The organism is Blastomonas sp. CCH1-A6, assembly GCF_001556365.1.
GTDB lineage: Bacteria > Pseudomonadota > Alphaproteobacteria > Sphingomonadales > Sphingomonadaceae > Blastomonas > Blastomonas ursincola.
On sequence record NZ_LSIS01000027.1, the window covers coordinates 63,581 to 82,971 of the forward strand.

16 protein-coding genes and 2 tRNA genes are annotated in these 19,391 nt (G+C 65.4%); 9 read left to right on the top strand and 9 right to left on the bottom strand.

Annotated elements, in window-relative coordinates:
- Window positions 1-6: 6 nt before the first annotated feature.
- Window positions 7-1,128 (bottom strand): efflux RND transporter periplasmic adaptor subunit, encoded by a 1,122-nt coding sequence (locus AX735_RS01270; protein ID WP_066274401.1) that lies wholly within the window; start codon window positions 1,126-1,128, stop codon window positions 7-9.
- Window positions 1,129-1,324: 196 nt separating this feature from the next.
- Window positions 1,325-2,560, bottom strand: a complete 1,236-nt coding sequence (locus AX735_RS01275; RefSeq protein WP_066274403.1) for an FAD-dependent oxidoreductase — start codon at window positions 2,558-2,560, stop codon at window positions 1,325-1,327.
- A gap of 196 nt (window positions 2,561-2,756) precedes the next feature.
- Here AX735_RS01275 and AX735_RS01280 point away from each other — a divergent pair.
- From AX735_RS01280 to AX735_RS01290, 3 genes are all read left to right on the top strand, one after another.
- Window positions 2,757-2,833 (top strand) — tRNA-Met (locus tag AX735_RS01280).
- 366 nt (window positions 2,834-3,199) lie between these two features.
- Window positions 3,200-4,621 carry a tetratricopeptide repeat protein gene (locus AX735_RS01285; protein ID WP_066274405.1) on the top strand — a complete coding sequence of 474 codons (1,422 nt, stop codon included), beginning with the start codon at window positions 3,200-3,202 and terminating at the stop codon, window positions 4,619-4,621.
- Window positions 4,622-4,827: 206 nt separating this feature from the next.
- Window positions 4,828-5,226 carry a hypothetical protein gene (locus tag AX735_RS01290; protein WP_066274408.1) on the top strand — a complete coding sequence of 133 codons (399 nt, stop codon included), beginning with the start codon at window positions 4,828-4,830 and terminating at the stop codon, window positions 5,224-5,226.
- 9 nt (window positions 5,227-5,235) lie between these two features.
- Here AX735_RS01290 and AX735_RS01295 read toward each other — a convergent pair whose 3' ends face one another.
- The 3 genes from AX735_RS01295 to AX735_RS01305 form a co-directional block, all read right to left on the bottom strand.
- Window positions 5,236-6,207 carry an oxidoreductase gene (locus AX735_RS01295; RefSeq protein ID WP_066274410.1) on the bottom strand — a complete coding sequence of 324 codons (972 nt, stop codon included), beginning with the start codon at window positions 6,205-6,207 and terminating at the stop codon, window positions 5,236-5,238.
- 28 nt (window positions 6,208-6,235) lie between these two features.
- Window positions 6,236-7,351, bottom strand: coding sequence for an alanine dehydrogenase (gene ald, locus AX735_RS01300; RefSeq protein ID WP_066274413.1), 1,116 nt, complete (start codon window positions 7,349-7,351; stop codon window positions 6,236-6,238).
- An 85-nt stretch (window positions 7,352-7,436) separates the two neighbouring features.
- Window positions 7,437-8,402, bottom strand: a complete 966-nt coding sequence (locus AX735_RS01305; RefSeq protein ID WP_066274416.1) for a peptidylprolyl isomerase — start codon at window positions 8,400-8,402, stop codon at window positions 7,437-7,439.
- Window positions 8,403-8,485: 83 nt separating this feature from the next.
- Here AX735_RS01305 and AX735_RS01310 point away from each other — a divergent pair, with 83 nt between their 5' ends.
- Together AX735_RS01310 and AX735_RS01315 are read left to right on the top strand one after the other, a co-directional pair.
- The gene (locus AX735_RS01310; protein WP_066274417.1) at window positions 8,486-9,124 is read left to right on the top strand and encodes an adenylate/guanylate cyclase domain-containing protein; all 639 of its coding nucleotides are present in this window, start codon (window positions 8,486-8,488) and stop codon (window positions 9,122-9,124) included.
- A gap of 74 nt (window positions 9,125-9,198) precedes the next feature.
- Window positions 9,199-9,289, top strand: a tRNA-Ser gene (locus tag AX735_RS01315).
- A gap of 35 nt (window positions 9,290-9,324) precedes the next feature.
- Here the strand turns inward: AX735_RS01315 and AX735_RS01320 are convergent.
- Window positions 9,325-10,251 (bottom strand): lipid kinase, encoded by a 927-nt coding sequence (locus AX735_RS01320; protein WP_082750861.1) that lies wholly within the window; start codon window positions 10,249-10,251, stop codon window positions 9,325-9,327.
- 219 nt (window positions 10,252-10,470) lie between these two features.
- Here AX735_RS01320 and AX735_RS01325 point away from each other — a divergent pair, with 219 nt between their 5' ends.
- From AX735_RS01325 to AX735_RS01340, 4 genes are all read left to right on the top strand, one after another.
- On the top strand, window positions 10,471-11,157 hold the full coding sequence (locus AX735_RS01325) for a nitroreductase (protein ID WP_066274418.1): 687 nt from the start codon (window positions 10,471-10,473) through the stop codon (window positions 11,155-11,157).
- A gap of 233 nt (window positions 11,158-11,390) precedes the next feature.
- Window positions 11,391-12,557, top strand: coding sequence for a PepSY-associated TM helix domain-containing protein (locus AX735_RS01330; protein WP_066274421.1), 1,167 nt, complete (start codon window positions 11,391-11,393; stop codon window positions 12,555-12,557).
- Window positions 12,554-12,733, top strand: a complete 180-nt coding sequence (locus tag AX735_RS01335) for a hypothetical protein (RefSeq protein ID WP_066274424.1) — start codon at window positions 12,554-12,556, stop codon at window positions 12,731-12,733. The genes AX735_RS01330 and AX735_RS01335 overlap by 4 nt, the downstream gene beginning before the upstream one ends.
- Before the next feature lie 33 nt (window positions 12,734-12,766).
- Window positions 12,767-14,962 carry a TonB-dependent receptor gene (locus tag AX735_RS01340; RefSeq protein WP_066274427.1) on the top strand — a complete coding sequence of 732 codons (2,196 nt, stop codon included), beginning with the start codon at window positions 12,767-12,769 and terminating at the stop codon, window positions 14,960-14,962.
- Between the two features lie 22 nt (window positions 14,963-14,984).
- Here the strand turns inward: AX735_RS01340 and AX735_RS01345 are convergent, their stop codons facing one another.
- The 3 genes from AX735_RS01345 to AX735_RS01355 are packed head-to-tail and all read right to left on the bottom strand — an operon-like array spanning window position 14,985 to window position 19,350.
- On the bottom strand, window positions 14,985-16,307 hold the full coding sequence (locus AX735_RS01345; protein ID WP_231749977.1) for an MFS transporter: 1,323 nt from the start codon (window positions 16,305-16,307) through the stop codon (window positions 14,985-14,987).
- A gap of 54 nt (window positions 16,308-16,361) precedes the next feature.
- Window positions 16,362-18,494, bottom strand: a complete 2,133-nt coding sequence (locus AX735_RS01350) for an acetate--CoA ligase family protein (protein ID WP_171007752.1) — start codon at window positions 18,492-18,494, stop codon at window positions 16,362-16,364.
- Window positions 18,495-18,513: 19 nt separating this feature from the next.
- Window positions 18,514-19,350, bottom strand: a complete 837-nt coding sequence (locus AX735_RS01355) for a p-hydroxycinnamoyl CoA hydratase/lyase (RefSeq protein ID WP_066274429.1) — start codon at window positions 19,348-19,350, stop codon at window positions 18,514-18,516.
- Window positions 19,351-19,391 lie beyond the last annotated feature (41 nt).

Below are 19,391 nucleotides of genomic sequence, written 5' to 3' on the forward strand. Positions count from 1 at the left end.
CGCGCCTCAGCTTTTCTTGTCGGGTCGGGGTGCCGCGATCACCTGCGGCTTGCTGGCGGGGACGGGACGGACGGGCGCGCCGGGCTTCACCTTGCCCAGACCCTGCACGATCACCTTGTCGCCGGGCTTGAGACCCTGGGTCACGACCCAGTCATTGCCGACCGCGCGCTCGGCCTTGACCTTGCGCTCGGTTGCCTTGTTGCCGGTACCGACAACAAACACGCTCGCCTCGCCGCGCGCATTGTGGGTGACCGCGGCCTGCGGCACCAGGATGGCGTTGGTGTTGATCGCCTGGTCAAAGCGCGCGCGCACGAACATCCCCGGCAGCAGCAGCCCCTGCGGATTGGCAAAGCGGGCGCGCAGCGTGACCGTTCCGGTGGCGGCGTTGACCATCACTTCGGAGAATTGCACGACCCCGCGCGGCCCATATTCGCTGCCATCCTCGAGGATCAGCGACACCTCGGCGCTCGCAGGCACTGCCCCACCCTGCGCCAGCGAGCGGCGCAGCGCGAGCAGATCGGCGCTCGACTGCTGGATATCGACGAACACCGGATCGACGCCCTGGATCACCGCCAGCGGCTCGACCTGGTTGCCCGTGACCAGCGCACCCACGGTGAAGAGCGAACGACCGATGCGACCGCTGATCGGCGCAGGCACGCGGGTGAACTGCAGGTTCACATTGGCGGTCTGCACCTGCGCCCGGCCCTGCTGCACCGCGGCGGCGGCCTGGCGCGCGGCGGCCTGCGCATCGACATAGTCCTGCATCGCGACCGCCTGCGCTTCGGCCAGTGGCTTCAGACGCTCGGCACGGATGCGCGTGGCCTCGGCATTGGCGATGGCGCTGTTGAGGTTGGCGCTGGCCTCGGCGGTCGCCGCGCGATAGAGCCGCTGGTCGATCTCGTACAGCGTCTGCCCGGCGCGGACATAGGCGCCTTCGGTGAAGAAACGCCGCCGGATCAGGCCGGTGACCTGCGGACGCACCTCGGACATCTCGAACGCGGCGATGCGGCCTGCAAGCTCGACCGCGACCGGCACCGAACTGGTTTTCGCGACAACAAAGCCGACCTCTGGCGTCGGGCGCTGCCGCCCCTTGCCCTCATCGCCCGCAGAACAACCGGCGAGCGCCAGCGCCGCCAGGCCGGTAACGGCATAGCGCGCAAGAAACGTTCGTGTGGGGCGAACGGAAAGCGGAATGGCTAACTCGCAGAAACCTGGGGGACACCGTATACGATGGTTACTTCGTATCTAGCTGGTTAACCCATGATAGGGCAAGATTGTTTCCTGGTTCGCACATTTTTTGCCGGATTTCGCTAAAAACAAAGGCTCAGGCGTGGCCAACCTCCTTGATCGGCACGCTGGCATCGGCGAGTTGTTCAAGATCGAGCGGGATAGCGTCGAGAATGGCCTTGCGGCCTTGGACATAATCCTTGGTGGCATTGACGCAATCGAGCGCGATGACCTTGCCCCCGCGCAGATACACGACCGAGAAGCTGCGGCTCGCCGGATCGCCGCGCACCAGCTCCTGATCATAATCGACCGAAAGGCCCACGGTCTGCAGCCTGAGATCATACTGGTTAGACCAGAACCAGGGAATCGCGTTATAGGCCTGCGCCTGATCGAGAATGTGCGCTGCGGCAACCTTCGCCTGGTCATTGGCATTCTGCACCGATTCCAGCCGGATGACCCGATCGTTCGCAAATGCATTGGCATGCGCGGCGCAATCGCCGATCGCATAGACATGCGGCAGGCTGGTGCGACAGAATTCATCGACATCGACGCCGTTGCCGCCGGCCGCTCCGGCGCTGATCAGCGGGCCCGTCTGCGCGATGATGCCGATGCCGACGATGATCATGTCCGCCGCAATCCGCTCGCCATTGCCGCATTGCACCGCAACGGCATGACCAGAATCATCGGTTTCGATATGGTCGACGGTATAGCCGGTGCGCAGATCGACACCGTGCGCGCGGTGCTCTTCCTCGAAAAACGCCGACAGCGCGGGGCCGGCGACGCGCGACAGCACCCGATCGAGCGCCTCGATCAGCGTCACCTGCTTGCCGAGCTTGCGCATCACCGCGGCCGCTTCCAGCCCGATATAACCCCCGCCGATGATGGCAATGCTCTGGGTCGTCTCCATGCGCGCCATGATCTTGTCGACATCGGCGCGGGTGCGCACGGCGAACACGTTGCGCGCATTGCTGCCTTGGCAATCGAGCATGCGCGGGGTGCCGCCGGTGGCCCAGATCAGCGTGCCATAGCCCACGCTCGCACCGCCGCTCAGCGTCAGGCTGTGCGCCACCGGATCGACCGCGGTGACGCGCTTGCCGAGCTGCAGGTCAATTCTCCGCTCGGTCCAGAAGGCTTCGGGGCGCAGCAGGATGCGGTCGAACGGCTTGTCGCCCGCCAGATATTCCTTGGAGAGCGGCGGCCGCTCATAGGGAGGGAAGGATTCGTCGCCGATCAGACCGATCGTGCCCTCAAAGCCCATCTGGCGCAGGCAGATCGCGGCCTGGGCTCCGGCATGGCCTGCCCCCACGATCGCGATGTCATAGCTGTCCTGCACGGCACTCCCTCCTCAAGATCCCGCCCCTGCCCTTACGGCATCGCCAGCCATCTGCCGGTTGCGGTCGCGGAAAACAAGCCCGCAAGCGACGCAGGCAATTCTTGGCGCAGACAAAGTGCAATTTGGTTTGACCGCGGCGCATCGTCCAATTATAGGGCGCGACCTGCACCGGCCAATGGCCCGTGCCTGCCGGGATGGCGGAGTAGCTCAGCTGGTTAGAGCGGCGGAATCATAATCCGTAGGTCGGGGGTTCAAGTCCCTCCTCCGCTACCATTCCTTCAAGACATTCGGTGCACCGACCCTAGAGTCGCAGCTCTCGAGCCGGAGAGGGTCATGATCGATTCGGCCACATGACGGCTGGCCAGCTGCCGCTGCGCGCCGCTCCCCCGGAAGCTTGGCCAGAGTGCCCACTGCGCGTGCGGTGTTTTTCGACGAACCTCGTGATCAGCCAGCATTCCTGCCATCCGCATCGCGGGAGCGCGCCGTACAGATACAAAATAGCGCAGCGATATGCCTGATTTATAACATAATGTCTGGACAGGCGGCTCAGCCTGCCGATAGGCAAAGCGACAGGGCGCGGGGTTGATCGGTCGAACCGTGCCGTCATGCGGGTGATGCGGTCATTAACGGGCAATTTTCTTGAGCCAGCCGGATCAAACTGAGCGCAGGCTCGATGGCTGGAAGGCCATTGCGGGCTATTTTCGCCGCGACCGCACCACCGTGATGCGATGGGCGCGCGAACGCGACCTGCCCGTGCACCGTTTGCCCGGCGGCAAGCAGGGTTCGGTCTTCGCCTATGAGCATGAGCTTGCATCCTGGGCCGGGCGTGCGGAGCAGCGCGACCTGGACAGTCCGGCCGATCAGCCGCCGCCGCAGGTTCCGGCAGCAAGCGACCCGCCGCCGCAGAATGCCGTGCCTTCGAGCGTCGCCCCTTCCCCGGCAGCGCGCGGGGGCAAACGCCTTTTCGTCGGTGCAAGCGTGGTCACCGCCATCGGCGCGCTGGTCGTTGCGACCGTCATGCTGACTGACATGCTCGCGCCTGGCCCGTCGCCGATCGAGCGGGCCGCAGCCCTGCCGCACAACAAAACCGTTACCGACGATTATGTCGCCGCGCGCGACCTGTGGGCACGGCGCACCCCCGAGGACCTGCGCCGTGCCATCGCGCTGTACGAAAAGGTGATCGCCGCGGACAAGGATTTCGCCCCGGCCTATGCGGGCCTGGCCGAGGCCTGGCTGATCTATCGCGAATATGGCGCGGCGACCGAAAGCCGGGCGTACAGCGCCGCCAAGTCGGCGGTCGAACAGGCGCTCGCGCTCGACAACCAGCTCGCGGCGGCGCATCGCGCCAACGGCTTCATCCAGTATTGGTGGAGCTACGATGCGCAGCGATCGGTCGATTCCTTCCGCCGCGCGCTCGCGCTCGACCCGCGCGACGGGCTGACCCATTTCTGGTACGCTAATGTCCTGTCCGATCTCGGCCAGGATGCCGCCGCGCAGCGCGAATATGATACCGCGCAGCTGCTGCTGCCCGGAACCCCCGCCATCGCGGTCGAGCGCGCCTGTGCGCACTGGCAGGCGGGGCGCGACCGGCGCGCGGTGATGGAGCTCGAGCAACTGAAGTCGCAATATCCTTCGGACGCCACCATCCGCAACTGCCTGGCCTGGGCGCATATCTCGCGCGGCGACATCAAGGCCTATGCGCGTGAATATCGCGCGCTGGCGGCGCTGCGCGGGGTACCGGAAATGAAGCGCCTGTCTACCCAGCTCGATGCGGCCATCGAGCGCAATCCGTCCACGGCGCATCTGGTCCTAGTCGCCGAGGCGCGACGCGAATTTGCCGAGGGCGAGCGCAAGACCCGCATGACGCCCGCCTTCCACGCCTCGTGCATGGGTGACCGCGCGACCCTGGTGACCCTGCTCAAGCAGGCAGCGACGCTGGGCGAGCGCTGGTATTCGGCAACGCTGAACAAGCGCATCGCGGAAAAGTGGCGCGGCGATGCCGAGGTGCAGCGGCTGCTGCGCAAGGTGGTCATCGCGACACCCAGGGTCGATCTGTCCTGATGTAACGCCGCACCGGGCGATATATCTGCGATTTCCCGTCATTTGCGACAATATGCCACAGCCGCGATAGGCATCATCGCGCCTAGACTGGTAGCGGTCTGATCGACGGTGTGCGGGGTAATTCGTCGACCCAAAACGGCTGCTGGCCAACCTTCGTGCCCGCGCATCGGCGATCAGGCCACCGATGATCCCTTGTGGAGCGATCCATGGCGCGAACCTGGCTGGTCCTGCTGCTGATTCTGGCGGTGGCAGCGCTCGCGCTCATGGTGCCGCGTGGAACGGCGCGCGCGCAGCGGCTGGAATTTGCCTCGCCCAGCGATACAGCCCTCAAGGGCAGTGTACACCGCGTACAGGCCGATCTCGCCCGCAATGTCGATAGCTGGCACGGCGCGCGCGATTGCGGTTCGCCGGCCCGAGCCCGCGCCGCGCTCAAGCCCGCGCTCGCGCAATGGCTCGGCCGCCGGATGACCGATCGCCCCATGCAGCGGCTGGCGCGCTGGGGCTATCATTCGGGTGAGATCTGGCACGAGGCGCAGGTGATCGACGGCCAGCCGCAATGCCGCGCCGGCTTCCGCCGCGTGATCGCCTTTGCGGAATTTCGCTAGAGCTGTTGGTCAGGCCTGCGCCAGCAGCTTCTCGCTCATTTCCCACAGCCGTTCGGCGCTGTCCTGGTCGACCGCGTGCGGCTCGACATCGCGATAGCGCACCGGCTGCTCGCCCGAGAGCGCAGCGATGTTGCAATCCTCGCAATAGACCCCGCCCTTGCCGTCGAGCAGCGGGCTGGTCGCCGCCCAGAGCGTGGTCGTGCAGCCCTGACTCGGCGTCTTGAACATGGCGCGGGCGCCGTCGGAAATCTCGCCCTGTTCGTTGAGCCAGCCGAGCACGATCATTTCCTCGGTCGGCAGATGGCGCTGCAGCGGGGTGAAGATTCCGCCTGGATGCACCGCGAAAGCCTCGCCGCCGCTCTCCTTCAACCGCGCATTCATGCCCAGCGCGAACAGGCTGTTCGCGGTCTTGGACTGGCCATAGGCCTTCCACTTGTCATAGCTGCCATCGGTCCAGTTGGGATCGTCCCAGCGGATATCCGAAAGCTTGTGCCCGGTGGAAGACAGCGCCACCACCCGCGCATTCTCCGTTCGCTGGATCAGCGGCAGCAAGGTCGTCGCCAGCGCAAAATGGCCCATATGGTTGGTGCCGAACTGCAGCTCCCAGCCCGGCCCCACCCGCATTTCCGGACAGGCCATGACGCCAGCATTATTGATCAGCAGATCGAGCGCCGTGTTGTCGGAGGCAAAGCCGAGTGCGAACCGCTTGACCGATGCGATATCGGCCAGATCCATCAGCGCGATGCGGATATCGCCGGGCATGCCTGCCAGCGCCGCATTGGCCTTTTCGGTATCGCGCGCCGGCACGGTGACCGATGCGCCCGCTGCCGCCAGCGCGCGCACCGTTTCCAGCCCGATCCCCGAATAGCCGCCGGTGACGATCACCACCTTGCCCTTGAGGTCGATGCCTTCGAGCACCTCATGCGGTTCGCTATGGCGGCCGAACGGGGAATCGATAGGCTTCTGGTGGTCGGCGATCATCGGCGGCTCTCCTTGCGCGTGCGGCGCTTCAGGCGAGCGCCTCTTCGAGCGGACAATAGGCATAACCCAGGTCATCCGCCACTGCCTTGTAGGTCACCCGCCCGTTCCAGACGTTGAGGCCTGCCGCCAGGTGCGGATCGCTGCGCAGCGCGTCCTTCCAGCCCTTGTCGGCCATGCGCAGCATGTGCGGCAGGGTGACGTTGTTGAGCGCATAGGTGCTGGTGCGCGCCACCGCGCCCGGCATGTTGGCCACCGCATAATGCACGATGCCGTCGACCACATAGGTAGGATCGGCATGGGTGGTGGCATGGCTGGTCTCGAAGCACCCTCCTTGGTCGATCGCTACATCGACCAGCACCGCGCCAGGCTTCATCGTGCCCAGCATCTCGCGCGTTACCAGCTTGGGCGCGGCGGCGCCGGGGATCAGCACCGCGCCGATCACGAGATCGGCATTGGCGACGCTATCGGCGACGTTGGACACATTGGCAAAGCGCGTCTTGGCGCGCGCCTCGAAATAATAGCCGAGTTTCTCGAGCACCTCGGGGTTGCGGTCGAGGATCGTCACGTCCGCGCCCAGCCCTGCCGCCATCTGCGCCGCATTGAAGCCGACCACGCCGCCGCCGATCACGCACACATTACCCGGCAGCACGCCCGGAACCCCGCCGAGCAGGATGCCGCGCCCGCCATGCGCCTTTTCGAGCGCCGTCGCGCCCGCCTGGATCGACATGCGCCCGGCAACCTGGCTCATTGGCTTGAGCAGCGGAAGACCGCCGCTGGCATCGGTCACCGTCTCATAGGCGATGCACACCGCCTTGGAATCGACCAGATCCTTCGTCTGCTCCGGATCGGGCGCGAGGTGCAGATAGGTGAACAGGATCTGTCCTTCGCGCAGCATCGCGCGCTCGATGGACTGCGGCTCCTTGACCTTCACCACCATCTCGCATTCGGCAAAGATTTCGGCGGCAGTCTCGATCAGCTTCGCGCCAGCGCGCTGATAATCGCTGTCCTTGGCACCGATGCCCAGGCCCGCGCCCGACTGCACCCATACCTCGTGCCCGTGCTGCACCAGTTCGCGGGCGCTTTCGGGCGTCATGCCGACGCGATATTCGTGGTTCTTGATTTCCTTGACGGTGCCAACGCGCATGACAGTCTTCTCCTGCTGGTTGTGTTTGTCCCGCCCTTTACTCCTGCCTGTGATCCTCCGCGACCAGTTTTGTTATTTTATTACTTTATTGCGTAATTTTCCGAATCGGAACCGGAATGTTGCAGATATCCGCGCCGCCAGCAGGGATATTGAAAAAGGCGTCCTTCCGGTTCGCCCGCGCACGCGCATAGGCGACAAACGACTCGCTGCTGCTGTTCAGATATTCGAGCCTCGGCCGCTCCGCCTCCGGCAACTCGGTGGCCAACCGCACAGAGCGGATGACGGTTCGCTCTTCGGGACTTTCGTAGAAGCCCAGGGCACCGGTACCGCGCGGAAGGCTCGACATGTGCTCGATCCCTTCGACCACGCGCCCGACCAAAGCGATGTTGCGGTCCAGATGCCGCGGCGCATGACCGATCACGGTGTAGAGCTCTGCGCCCGACCCGGTATCGGGCGACAGGTTGCGACCGACGCCAACCATGCCGTAGCAATGGACGGGCCAGACATGATCGTCGTTGCCGGCGAGCGGCCAGCCACCGGAGAAACCCAGCGCCTTGGCATAGGCGTCGGGACCCGTCCAAGGCTCGGAACCGCTGTTACCGGCAGCGATGTTCACGCCCTTTCGATCGAACACATATTCGCCTTCCGGCACCTTGGCGATTCCCGCAGGCAGCGGCTTGGCCTTCGCCTCGTCCTCCGCATCGGGATCGCCCCATTGCACGACATAATTGTCCTGCACGCGCACGATCGCGGCGTCGTCCCACCAGTGCGCGGCTGCCAGTTTGCGGATATTGCTAACCCAGCCGCTGCTGAAGGGCGCGGGCATCAGCTGGATGACCACGCGGCGCGGCCTGCCCTTCGCATCGGGCGCAAGGTCCATCACCAGCAGATCGTCCGCCGGGATACGCACCCAGTCGCCTTGCGGCGCGGCGGCGATAATGTCTCCCGGCCCCGGATTGGCCGGCGGCGGATCGCTGGCGGCCAGCAGGGTCAGGGGCAAGAGCGATGCGGCGAAACGCAGGGCGGTGGAGCGGAGTCGGGTGGCTGTCATGGCGCGGACGCTAACATGGCGCACCGGCTTGCGAAACCGCCGTCCGCCGTGCAAGCTGCAGGCGCGTATCGAGGGGGGTGGGCATGACGGGGGCAGACGAGGAAGACGACGACACGCCGCTGGCACTGCGCAATAGCCGCACCACGCTCGACCGGTTGCTCGACGAGATGATTGAACAGCCTGAAAACCTGCCATCGATCGCCGAACGCATCCACCAGGTGTTCGGGGAAACCCGCGCGGTCATGGTGCTCGACATGAGCGGCTTTTCGCGCACCACCCAGCGCCATGGCGTCGCCGCCTTCCTGCTGATGGTGCACCAGATGAAGCGCCTCGCGCTGCCCGAGATCGAGGATCATGGCGGGCTGCTGATCAAGGCCGAGGCCGACAATCTCTATTGCCTGTTCGATGATACCGACGACGCGGTGCGCGCCGCGCGCGGCATCATGCGTCAGCTGAACGCCGCCAACATGGTGCTGCCCGAGGAACGCAAGCTCTATGCGTCGATCGGCATCGGCTATGGGCAGGTGCTCAACATCGACGACGAGGATGTTTTCGGCGACGAGATGAACCTGACGTGCAAGCTGGGCGAGGATGTCGCGCAACGCAGCGAGATCCTCCTGACCGAGGGCGCCCGCGCGACGCTGACGCTCAAGCATGTCGAGACCCGGCCCGAACAGGTCAGCATTTCGGGCCTCGTGCTGGGCTATCACGTCGTCTCCTGAGCGCGCCCCTCCGGTGCAAACACCGCTTGCGCGGTGCACCGCTTGGATATAGGGGGTCGCCTTCCAGGACATGCGGAGCGGTGGCCGAGTGGTCGAAGGCGCTCGCCTGGAAAGTGAGTATACGTCAAAAGCGTATCGAGGGTTCGAATCCCTCCCGCTCCGCCACTCATCGCCGCGATCAGACAGCCCCTGACTGGGGTTCAGCGATGAAACAGGCGTAAAGCCACGCCTTGCCTGGCGACCGCTGCAGGAGCGAGGACAGTAATCGCGCCGGGCAGAACCTTGAAATGCGCTGGCGTCGCGGTGACGATTTCCCCGTCGGTGTTGATCGGCATGGGGCGCCGCGTCTCGATATCGAACTCGACGCAGCGGGCGGTCCTCACCTCTTTCCAGGCGCCATGCGTACCCGTGCGGAAGGCGCGCACCATCAAGGCGAGCTTCCAAAGGTTGCGCATCTCCAGACTGTACAGGTCCAGCGACCCATCATCGATCGCGGCGGTCTGTTCGACGACATTGCCACCCCCGTAAAGACGCCCGTTGCCGATCGCGATCTGATAGGTCTTGACCCTGATCCCGCTGCCTTTCTCGATGATCCTCGCGCGAAAGCGCCGTGCCCCGGCCAGGATCCGCAGCGCGGCGACCGCATAGCCCAGCCGCCCGAAGCGCTTCTTGATCGCAGGATCGAGCTTCTGCGCCAGATCGCTGCTGAGGCCGATGCTGGCGACGTTGAAAAAGGCATGGCCGTTGACCATCCCGACATCGATCTGCCGTGTGTGCCCGGCGACGATCACGTCTGCGGCGGCAGCAAAATCGAGCGGGATGGACAGCGTCCGGGCAAGGTCGTTGGCGGTTCCGGCCGGAATGATGCCCAGCGGCAGCCCGCTCTCTATCACCGCCGGGGCTGCCGACGAGATCGATCCATCGCCGCCGCACACCACGATGATATCGGCCGATTGATGCAGCCGGGAGATGTCCCGCGCGATTTCGGGCAGGTTGGCGAAGGGCTCGACAATGACCGAGAGGCCCGCCGCTTCCAGCCGCGCGCGCACCGGCCCGAGTGCAGCCTCGCCCTGACGCGATTTGGCATTGTGGAGCAGCAGGACACGCTTGCCGGTATCGGATCGCACGAACAGACCTATCGCTTCAGGAGGACGACCGTACCAGCCATAGCCGGTTCTCGCACAAAGCCCTGCATAATCTTTGCAGACAGGTCCGAAGCCAGGTTCGAGGGCTTCCGAGCAGATGACCGTAGCGGGAGTGAATTCCTCGGCTCGAGGTCCCGAAACCGGGCTTTCCACGCCGCCCAGCTTGGTTCATGAACAGGCTTTGCATTCAAAGGAGCCTGCATGCATTTTGACGAGGTCGTTCTGGGTCGCCGCAGCATCCGTGGATACAAACCGGATCCGGTGCCGCGCGCTCTGATCGAGGAGATCCTGCGGATCGCGATGCGCGCGCCATCTTCGATGAACACCCAGCCGTGGAATTTCTACGTGATTACCGGCGAACCACTCGACCGGATCCGGCAGGGCAATACCGAGAGGATGATCGCCGGCGTGCCGCAGTCGCGCGAATTCCGCACCGGCAAGCCCTTTGCCGGACCGCATCGCGACCGGCAGATCGGGGTCGCCAAGCAGCTGTTTTCTGCAATGGGCATCGCGCGCGACGACGCAGATGCCCGCCAGGACTGGGTTCTGCGCGGCTTCCGTCAGTTCGATGCACCGGTGTGCATCATCATCACCTATGACCGCGAACTGGATGGCAGCGACGATACTCCATTCGATTGCGGCGCTGTCGCGACGGCCCTGGTCAACGCGGCGTGGTCGCGCGGGCTCGGCACGGTCATCAACAGCCAGGGCATCATGCAGTCACCGGTCGTGCGCGAACATGCGGGGATCGCGGACGATCAGGTGATCATGAAGAGCATCGCCCTGGGGTGGCCGGACGAGAGCTTCCCGGCGAACGCGGTGGTTTCCACGCGCAAGTCGGTCGATGAGGCCGCCGTGTTCGTGGGGTTTGAAGAACCGGTGCGCTAGCACTGCTCGGAAAACCCCGCGGCGATGCCCTGCCTGACACCTAAAGCCGAAGCAGGGCACGCCGCTTCTGCGTGATATTCGCAACCGATTTCCGTCCGATAGATGCGAATGATTATCATTGACGCAATCTGCCGGTTGCGATAGCTCCCCAGCCCGATGGAATCGGGATTGGCGATGCTTGTGCACTGTGAAGAACATGATGCGGACGTCGTAACAGGCTTCGCGGACAGACCATGACCCGCTCCTCGATCAGGACCTGGGCCATCGTGCACAAATGGACGAGCCTGGCGTGCACCGCATTCCTGCTGATGCTGTGCATCACGGGGCTGCCACTGATCTTCCACGACGAGATCGATTATCTGACCGAGGAGCAGCCGGTGTTCGGGATGCCCGGCATCGGCTCGTCGGGTACCAGCAAGGGCCTGCTGTCGCTGGACGACATGCTGGCGCGGGCGCTCGCCAATCGGCCGGGCGAAGTGCCGCTCTACATGGCATTCGACAACGACCAGCCGTCGATGACGATCACCACTGGGCCGCGCCCCGATTCCCCAGCGGCGGACATGACGATCCAGTCGTTCGACCGCTCGACCGGCAAGCTGATCGGCAAGGTGGCGGAAAGCGACGGCGGCGTGATGCACTTCCTGCTGAAATTGCACACCGACATGTTCCTTGGCCTGCCCGGCATGCTGTTTCTGGGCGTGATGGGCATCGCCTTTGTCGCGGCCCTGGTCTCGGGCGTGGTTCTCTATGCGCCGTTCATGCGCAAGCTGGACTTCGGCGCGCTGCGCAGCAGCCGCAGCGCCCGCACCAAATGGCTCGACTACCATAATCTGCTGGGGATTGTCGGGCTGGCCTGGATGCTGGTGGTCGGACTGACGGGAGTGATCAACGCCTTCGCGGTGCCGATCGAGAAACTGTGGAAGGCCAACGAACTCGCCGAGATGACGCGCGAATATGCCGGGCGCGAGCCGCTCGATCCTGCGCGCTATGGCTCGCTCGACACGGCGATGGCGGCGGCGCGTGCCAAGCTGCCGGACAACAACCCGCAATTCATTGCCTTTCCCGGCGGCACGTTCAGCTCCAACCACCATTATGCCGTGTTCTTTCAAGGCGACAGTCCGCTGACCGAGCGTTTGCTGACCCCGGCGCTGATCGACGCGGAGACCGGCCGCTTTACCGACGCCCGGCAGATGCCCTGGTATTATCAGGCGCTATCGCTGTCACGGCCGCTGCATTTCGGCGACTATGGCGGCCTGCCGCTCAAGCTGCTCTGGGCCGCGCTGACGCTGTTCACCATGCATGTGCTGGGTACGGGCCTTTATCTCTGGTTGGCCAGGGGCCGGACGAGCAGCCCCGCGCAAGCCCGGTCGCCAGCCGCCATTGCCGAGCCCGCCGAATGACCCGCCCGCGATCGCTCCGCGCCATCTTCGCCTGGCCGCTCGCCATTTTCGGCATCGGCCTTGCGGGGCTTGTCGTCGCGCTCACCGGGGATGGCTGGCGCGATGCCGCTTCCTGGGCCGCGCTCAGCGCGCCGGTTGCCGCCGTCTTCTGGGCGATGCGCACGCGCCGCACCTGATCTTTGCACTTCTCAATCCAAGGAATTCAAGCCGTGAAGAGTTTCTCGTTCCGCCCTGCCCTGCTTGCCGCCACCGCGCTCGGAGCGATTGGCCTCGCCAGCCCCGCCCTGGCGCAGCAGCAGGAGGCAGAGGACAGGGAAACGATCATCGTCACCGCCCAGCGCCAGAACCAGTCGGGCGTCGAACTGAAAGGCAGTGCCGGGGTGCTCGGCGACAAGGATGCAGCGGACATCCCGTTCGCGATCCGCAGCTACAACGCCGCGCTGATCCTCAACCAGCAACCGCAGACCCTGGGCCAGGTGCTGGAGAACGACCCCACCATCCGCACCACCACCGGTTTCGGCATCGCGGGCGAACTGTTCGTCATCCGTGGCTTCGCGCTGGCGGGTGACGATATCGGCTTTGACGGACTGTACGGCATCACCCCGCGGCAGCTTGTCGCGCCGGAATTATATGAATCGGTGCAGGTCCTGAACGGTGCCAGCGCGTTCCTCAATGGCGCAGCGCCCGGAGGCACCGGCATCGGCGGCAGCGTCAACCTGATCCCTAAGCGCGCCACCGCCGACCCGATCACCCGCGCGACGATCGGCATTACCGGGCCTGAGCATGTCGGCGGTGGGTTCGATGTCGGACGGCGCTTCGGCAGGAACGGCGAGTGGGGCATCCGTATCAATGGCACCGCGCGCGCGGGCGATGCCTCGATCGACGACGAATTTCGCAGCAGCTATCTGCTCGGAGCGGCCATCGATTACAATTCGGGTCCGTTCCGCGCGATGCTCGACCTTGCCTATCAGCGGGTCAAGGTGTCGCATTTCCGCCCCAAGCTGCGCGTCAACACGCTTACGGCCATCCCCGACGCGCCCGATGCGGGCACCAATTTCGGCCAGCCCTGGCAGTACACGACGCTGCGCGACATTTTCGGGCAGTTCCGCATGGAATACGACGTCGCCAAGGATGTCATGGTCTATGCCGCATTCGGCGCGCGCGATGGATCGGAAGAGGGCGTTTACAGCACCCCGACCCTGGTCAACCTGAACGGCGACATCACGGTCAGCAGCTCGTTCATCCCGCGCACCGACAATAACGAGGCCGCGACCATCGGCGCGCGCGCGAAGCTGAGCGGCGGCGGCATTAGCCACGAGTTCAATTTCGGCGGATCGATGAACTGGCTGGTCAACCGCAACGCTTTCCGGTTCTTCGACATATCTGCGCAGCGCAACAATCTCTACGCTCCGGTGGAAGTCACCCCCTCGACCCGGGTGACCTTTGTCGGTGGCAATCTGGACGATCCCTTCCCGATCTCGCGCACCCGGCTGGCCAGCGCCTTCTTCTCGGATACGATCGGTTTCTGGGATGACCGCATTCTCTTCACGGCGGGTCTCCGGCTGCAGGTGATCAACGCCAAATCCTATTCCAACGCCACAGGCGCGCTGGTCAGCGAATATGACGAGGACAAGGTAACGCCCGTCTTCGGGCTGGTGATCAAGCCGACCGAAAACCTGTCGCTCTACGCCAACCGCATCGAGGGACTGGTCCAGGGCGCTGCGGCACCGCTGACCGGTGCGAATCCCTCGGGCGGCGCGGCTCTGCCGGTCAGCAATGCGGGCGATATCCTCCCGCCGTTCGTCTCCGAACAATATGAAGTCGGCGGAAAGCTCAGGCTTGGCGCGATCGATCTGTCACTGGCGCTGTTCCAGATCGACCGCGAAACCGCGATCCTGCGGCCCGACCCGGACAATGCCGGTACGCTGGAATTCGGCCCGTTCGGCATCCAGCGTCATCGCGGCATCGAATTCACCGTCGCGGGCGAACTGACCGAGGGGCTGCGTCTGATCGGCGGCGGATCGGTGATCGACGCCAAGCTGCGCCGGACCCAGAATGGCGTCAGCGATGGCGCACAGGCGGTGGGCGTGCCCGAATATACGCTCAACGCCAATGTCGAATGGGATGTGCCCTTCATCCCCGCACTGACCCTGACCGGGCGTGTGGTGCATACCGGCGAGCAGGCAGCCAATATCGGCAATAGCCTGTTCCTGCAGGATTGGACCCGTGTCGATCTGGGCGCGCGCTATGTGACGGTGCTTGCCGGCAAGCCGCTGACCTTCCGCTTCAATGTGGATAACATTGCCGATGCCGACTATTGGGCCTCGGCCTTCGACAGCTTCCGGCCCGACCTGCAACTGGGTGCCCCGCGTACCTTCAAGGCGTCCCTGACCTACGATTTCTAGGCCGGGGACGGACCAGCCGGTATCAGGCCGCCTGATTCTTTCCGATCAGCAGTGCACCGGCGGCGAGGACGGAGCCGAGGCTCATCAGCAGCGCGACCACCGGCAGGCCATAGCCCAGCGCGAACAGCAGGCCCGCGAGCGCGGGGGCGAGTGCCGATCCGCCGCGTCCTACGCCGATGACGAACCCTGTCGCCGAGGCGCGCAGCGCGACCGGGAAGCCGGTCGCCACCAGCGCATAGAGCCCGACGACACCGGCATTGGTCACAAAACCGGCGGCGGCCGCGACCATCGACAGCCGCGCCAGATCGCCCTGGCCCATGCCGAAAATGACGACGAGGAGGCAGGAGACCAGCATCGCGGCGATGGTCAGGCTGCGTACCGGCAGGCGCAGCGTCAGCAGGCCGAGCACCAGCGATCCGCTCGCCCCGCCGATGCTCGCCCAGACGAGCACGCCTGCGGCCTCTGCCGGGGGATAGCCGAGATCGGCGACGATCTTGGGGATCCATTTCATCACGAAATAGAAGGTCATGATATGGCCGAGATAGGCGAGCGTCATCGCCGCAGTGACCGTGATCCATTCGGGCGCGAACAGCCGCGACAAGGGCACCCTGCCCGTCTGGGCGCCGCCTGCCGGCAAGCTTTCGACGGTCCGGTGCCCCATCGTCTGCAGGGTCCGGTTGATCCGCTCCAGCGCGCCCTCGGGCTGACGGCTGGCGAGATAGGCAATCGATTCGGGCACCCGCCACCAGGTGACCGCGATCATCAGCGCGGACCAGGCCGCACCGAACAGGAAGACCGATGGCCAATCGAAATGCTGGAGCAGCTGGGTTGCCGCCAGCCCGCCCAGCACCGTACCGACGGGATAGCCGCCCGCCATGATGACCACCGCCAGCGGCCTGTAGCGCGCATTCGCTGCCTCGGCCGCCGCCGCGTTGATCGCCGCGAGCATGCCGCCGATGCCCAGCCCGGTGAGCACGCGCCAGGCCGAAAGCGTGACCACGCCGCCCGCGCTCGCCGCGCCGAGCATCCCGACGGTCATCAGCGCCAGGCACAGCAAAATGGTGTTGCGCCGCCCCGCGGTATCGGCGAGCCGCCCCAGGGTCAGCGATCCCAGCGCCATGCCGACCAGTTCCATCGACAGCACCAGCCCCAGCACGCCGCGATCGATGCCCCAGGCGGCAGAAATGCCGGGCGAGGCGAAGCTGATCGACATGACGTCGAAGCCATCGAGCGCGTTCAGCGCGACCATCGTCGCGACGATCGACCATTGATAGCCCGACATCGGCCCGGAATCGATGATCGCTGCCGGATCGCCTGCCGTCATGCCCTGCTGCGATGCAGCCATGTTCCTCTCCCTTGCGTCATCGCCTGCCCCCGGTTCTGCAGACCGGTGGGCCGCTCAATGCGTGTAGATCAATGCATCGAGCGCGACGAGGCCCTCGCCTTGCGGATAGACGATCACCGGGTTGAGATCGACCTCGGCGATTTCGGGCGTGCCGACCATCACGTCGATCATCCGGATCGCCAGCCGGGCGACTGCTGCGACATCGAGCGCGGGCGAACCGCGATAACCGTGGAGCAGCGCAGCGCTTTTCAGCCTGCCCAGTTCGGCGATGATCGCCGCCTCGGTCATGTCGGGCGTGATCAGCCGGGCATCGTGCTGCAATTCCGCCGTCACCCCGCCAAAGCCGACCAGCACCACCGGCCCCCATTGCGGATCGCGCTTCGCCCCGACGATCAGCTCCAGCCCGCGCTTGCCCATCGCCTCGACCAGCACGCCATCGAGCGCCAGGCTGGCATCATAAGCTGCGACATTCGCGTAGAGCCTGTCCCAGGCGGACAGCAGAGCGGCCTCGTCAACCAGGTTGAGGATCACGCCTCCGGCATCGCTCTTGTGCCCGAGCGCCGCCGCCTGTGCCTTGATGACCACCGGATAGCCGATGCGCGCGGCGACCTGAGCCGCCTCTTCGCGGGTCGTGGCAAAGCCGCCCTGCGGGAACGAAATGCCGGCAGGTTCGAGCAGGATCTTGGCCCGATATTCGGGGATGGCCCCGCGCCAGGTCGGCAGGTCAAGCGGCAACGGATCGGGCGTGCGCCCGGTCAGGTCGCGCTGGCCCAGCGCTGCCAAGCGTGCGATCGCCCGAAAGGCGCGCTCGGTGCTGGGGAAGACCGGCACGCCGGCAACGCGCAGGCGGTCCAGAATGTCCGGCGGCAGCACGGTGCCCTCGTCGAGACTGGCATAGATCACCGGCTTGGCGCGATCCCCGCCTTCCACCGCACCCAGCAGCGGCGGCAGCTTTATGCCGATCGTCGTCGCGTCGGTCTGGATAATGCCCGTGACGATGCAGCCGAAGCGATCGTCTTCCTGCAGCGCGGTGACCAGCCGCGCATAGATGGCCGGTTCGACCAACCCTTGCGCAGTGATGTCGAGCGGATTGCTGACCGCGACGAAATCGGGCATCGCTGCGCGCACCGTCGGCGCGTTCGCATCGGTCAGCACCGGCAGGTCAAGCCCCAGTTCCTCGCACAGGTCGAGCGTCAGCGCCTTGAAGGCACCGGATTCGCCAACCACCGCCAAGCCGCCGCTCGGCAGCGCCGGGCAGCGCGAGGCGATCTCGGCAATGTCGCCCAGCTCTTCTAGCGTCTCGGCAAAGACCACGCCCGCGCGTTCGACCATCGCGCGCATCAGCGCATAGTCGCCCGCCATCGCGCCGGTATGCGTCGCCGCACTCTCGCGCGCCGCGCTCGACTTGCCCGGGTGCAGCAGCACGATCGGCTTGCCTGCCGCGCGCGCCGACCGTGCCGCCGCAAGGAAGCGCTGCGGCTGGCGGAACTGCTCAACGATCATCGCGATCACCCGCGTCGCCGGATCGGCGATCAGATGCTCGACATAATCCTCGACGCCCGAGCCTGCCTCGTTGCCGGTCGACACCGACAGCGTCACGTTCATCGCGCGCGACAGGAAGGTCGTCGCCAGCACCGCCGCCATCGCGCCCGATTGCGACACGATGCCGATGCCGCCCCCCGGGCCAGGGGACGGCACCAGCGTCTCTACAAAGGTCAGGGGAATGCGATCGGCATAGTTGACCAGGCCAAGGCAATTGGGGCCTTCGATCACCATGCCGGCTGCCTCCGCGATCCTCGCCAGCTCGCGCTGGTCGGCCAGCCCCTGCTCGCCCCCTTCCGCAAACCCGGCGGAAAAGATGATCGCAGCCCCGCACCGCCGCGCCGCCAGCGCGCGGACCGCATCGAGCACGCCCGCACGCGGGATCGCGAGCACCGCGACATCGACATCCAGCGGCAGGTCGTCGATCGAGGCCAGGCACGCCCGGCCTGCGATCTCGCTGCGTTTGGGATTGATCAGGTAAACCGGGCCCGCAAACCCGTTGCGGTCGAGATTGGACACGACCGACGCGCCGAGCGCGCCGGGCTTGTCCGACGCGCCAACCACCACCACCGACCGGGGCGACAGCAGGCGGCGAAGGTCACGCTGCGACGATACGGCCACAGGCGAGGTTTCCAGATCGATCATCGGCTCGGCGCTCCGGGTTTCAGGCGGGCTGCTTGTTCACGTCATAGGCGCCAAGACCCGGCTTGTAGGTCTTGTCGTCGATGAACTGCTTGATGCCTTCCTTGCGGCCATCATTGTCGAAGCTGTTCGCGGCCTCCTGCGCGCGGATCAGGAAATCCTCGGCATTGTCATAGGTCATCTCGCGCACGCGGCGGATGGCATCCTTGGTCGCCTTGAGCGCGACCGGGTTCTTCTCCAGCAGCACCTTGGCCACCTGCTCCACGCGCTCCTTCAGTTGGGCGAGCGGCAGCGATTCGTTGACCAAGCCCCATTCGGCTGCGGTCTTGCCGTCGATATTCTCGCCCATCATCGCGTGGTACATCGCCTTGCGGAACGGCATCAGCTCGGTCGCGACCTTCGAGGCCCCGCCGCCGGGAAGGATGCCCCAGTTGATCTCGGACAGGCCGAATGTTGCCTCGTCCGCTGCAAAGGCCAGGTCGCAGCCGAAGAGCGGGCCATAGCCGCCGCCGAAGCACCAGCCGTTGACCATCGCGATCGTCGGCTTCTGGTACCAGCGCAGCCGCCGCCACCAGCCATAGGCTTCGCGCTGCGCCTGCCGCGTCGCGCCCAGTCCCTGCGCCTCGGTCTCGCGGAAATATTCCTTGAGATCCATGCCCGCCGACCAGCTGGTGCCCTCTCCGGTGAGTACGACGACGCCGACATCCTCGCGAAATTCCAGCTCGTCCAGCACCCGGCCCATCTGGCGGTTGAGTCTGGGGCTCATGCAATTGCGCTTTTCGGGGCGATTGAACTTCACCCATGCGATGCGGTCGGTCACCGTGTAGGCGACGGTTTCTGCTTCGGTACGTTCGGTCATCGGTTCGCAGCCTTTCCTGGAAATGTCGTCCTGAAATTCGT

What these genes read in the sequence shown, in the direction of transcription:
- AX735_RS01295 (WP_066274410.1), bottom strand. Translation starts at nt 6,207, where the DNA reads ATGATCGCCGACCACCAGAAGCCTATCGATTCCCCGTTCGGCCGCCAT.
- AX735_RS01330 (WP_066274421.1), top strand. Translation starts at nt 11,391, where the DNA reads ATGACCCGCTCCTCGATCAGGACCTGGGCCATCGTGCACAAATGGACG.
- AX735_RS01355 (WP_066274429.1), bottom strand. Translation starts at nt 19,350, where the DNA reads ATGACCGAACGTACCGAAGCAGAAACCGTCGCCTACACGGTGACCGAC.
- AX735_RS01325 (WP_066274418.1), top strand. Translation starts at nt 10,471, where the DNA reads ATGCATTTTGACGAGGTCGTTCTGGGTCGCCGCAGCATCCGTGGATAC.
- AX735_RS01290 (WP_066274408.1), top strand. Translation starts at nt 4,828, where the DNA reads ATGGCGCGAACCTGGCTGGTCCTGCTGCTGATTCTGGCGGTGGCAGCG.
- AX735_RS01305 (WP_066274416.1), bottom strand. Translation starts at nt 8,402, where the DNA reads ATGACAGCCACCCGACTCCGCTCCACCGCCCTGCGTTTCGCCGCATCG.
- AX735_RS01345 (WP_231749977.1), bottom strand. Translation starts at nt 16,307, where the DNA reads ATGGCTGCATCGCAGCAGGGCATGACGGCAGGCGATCCGGCAGCGATC.
- AX735_RS01350 (WP_171007752.1), bottom strand. Translation starts at nt 18,494, where the DNA reads ATGATCGATCTGGAAACCTCGCCTGTGGCCGTATCGTCGCAGCGTGAC.
- ald (WP_066274413.1), bottom strand. Translation starts at nt 7,351, where the DNA reads ATGCGCGTTGGCACCGTCAAGGAAATCAAGAACCACGAATATCGCGTC.
- AX735_RS01335 (WP_066274424.1), top strand. Translation starts at nt 12,554, where the DNA reads ATGACCCGCCCGCGATCGCTCCGCGCCATCTTCGCCTGGCCGCTCGCC.
- AX735_RS01310 (WP_066274417.1), top strand. Translation starts at nt 8,486, where the DNA reads ATGACGGGGGCAGACGAGGAAGACGACGACACGCCGCTGGCACTGCGC.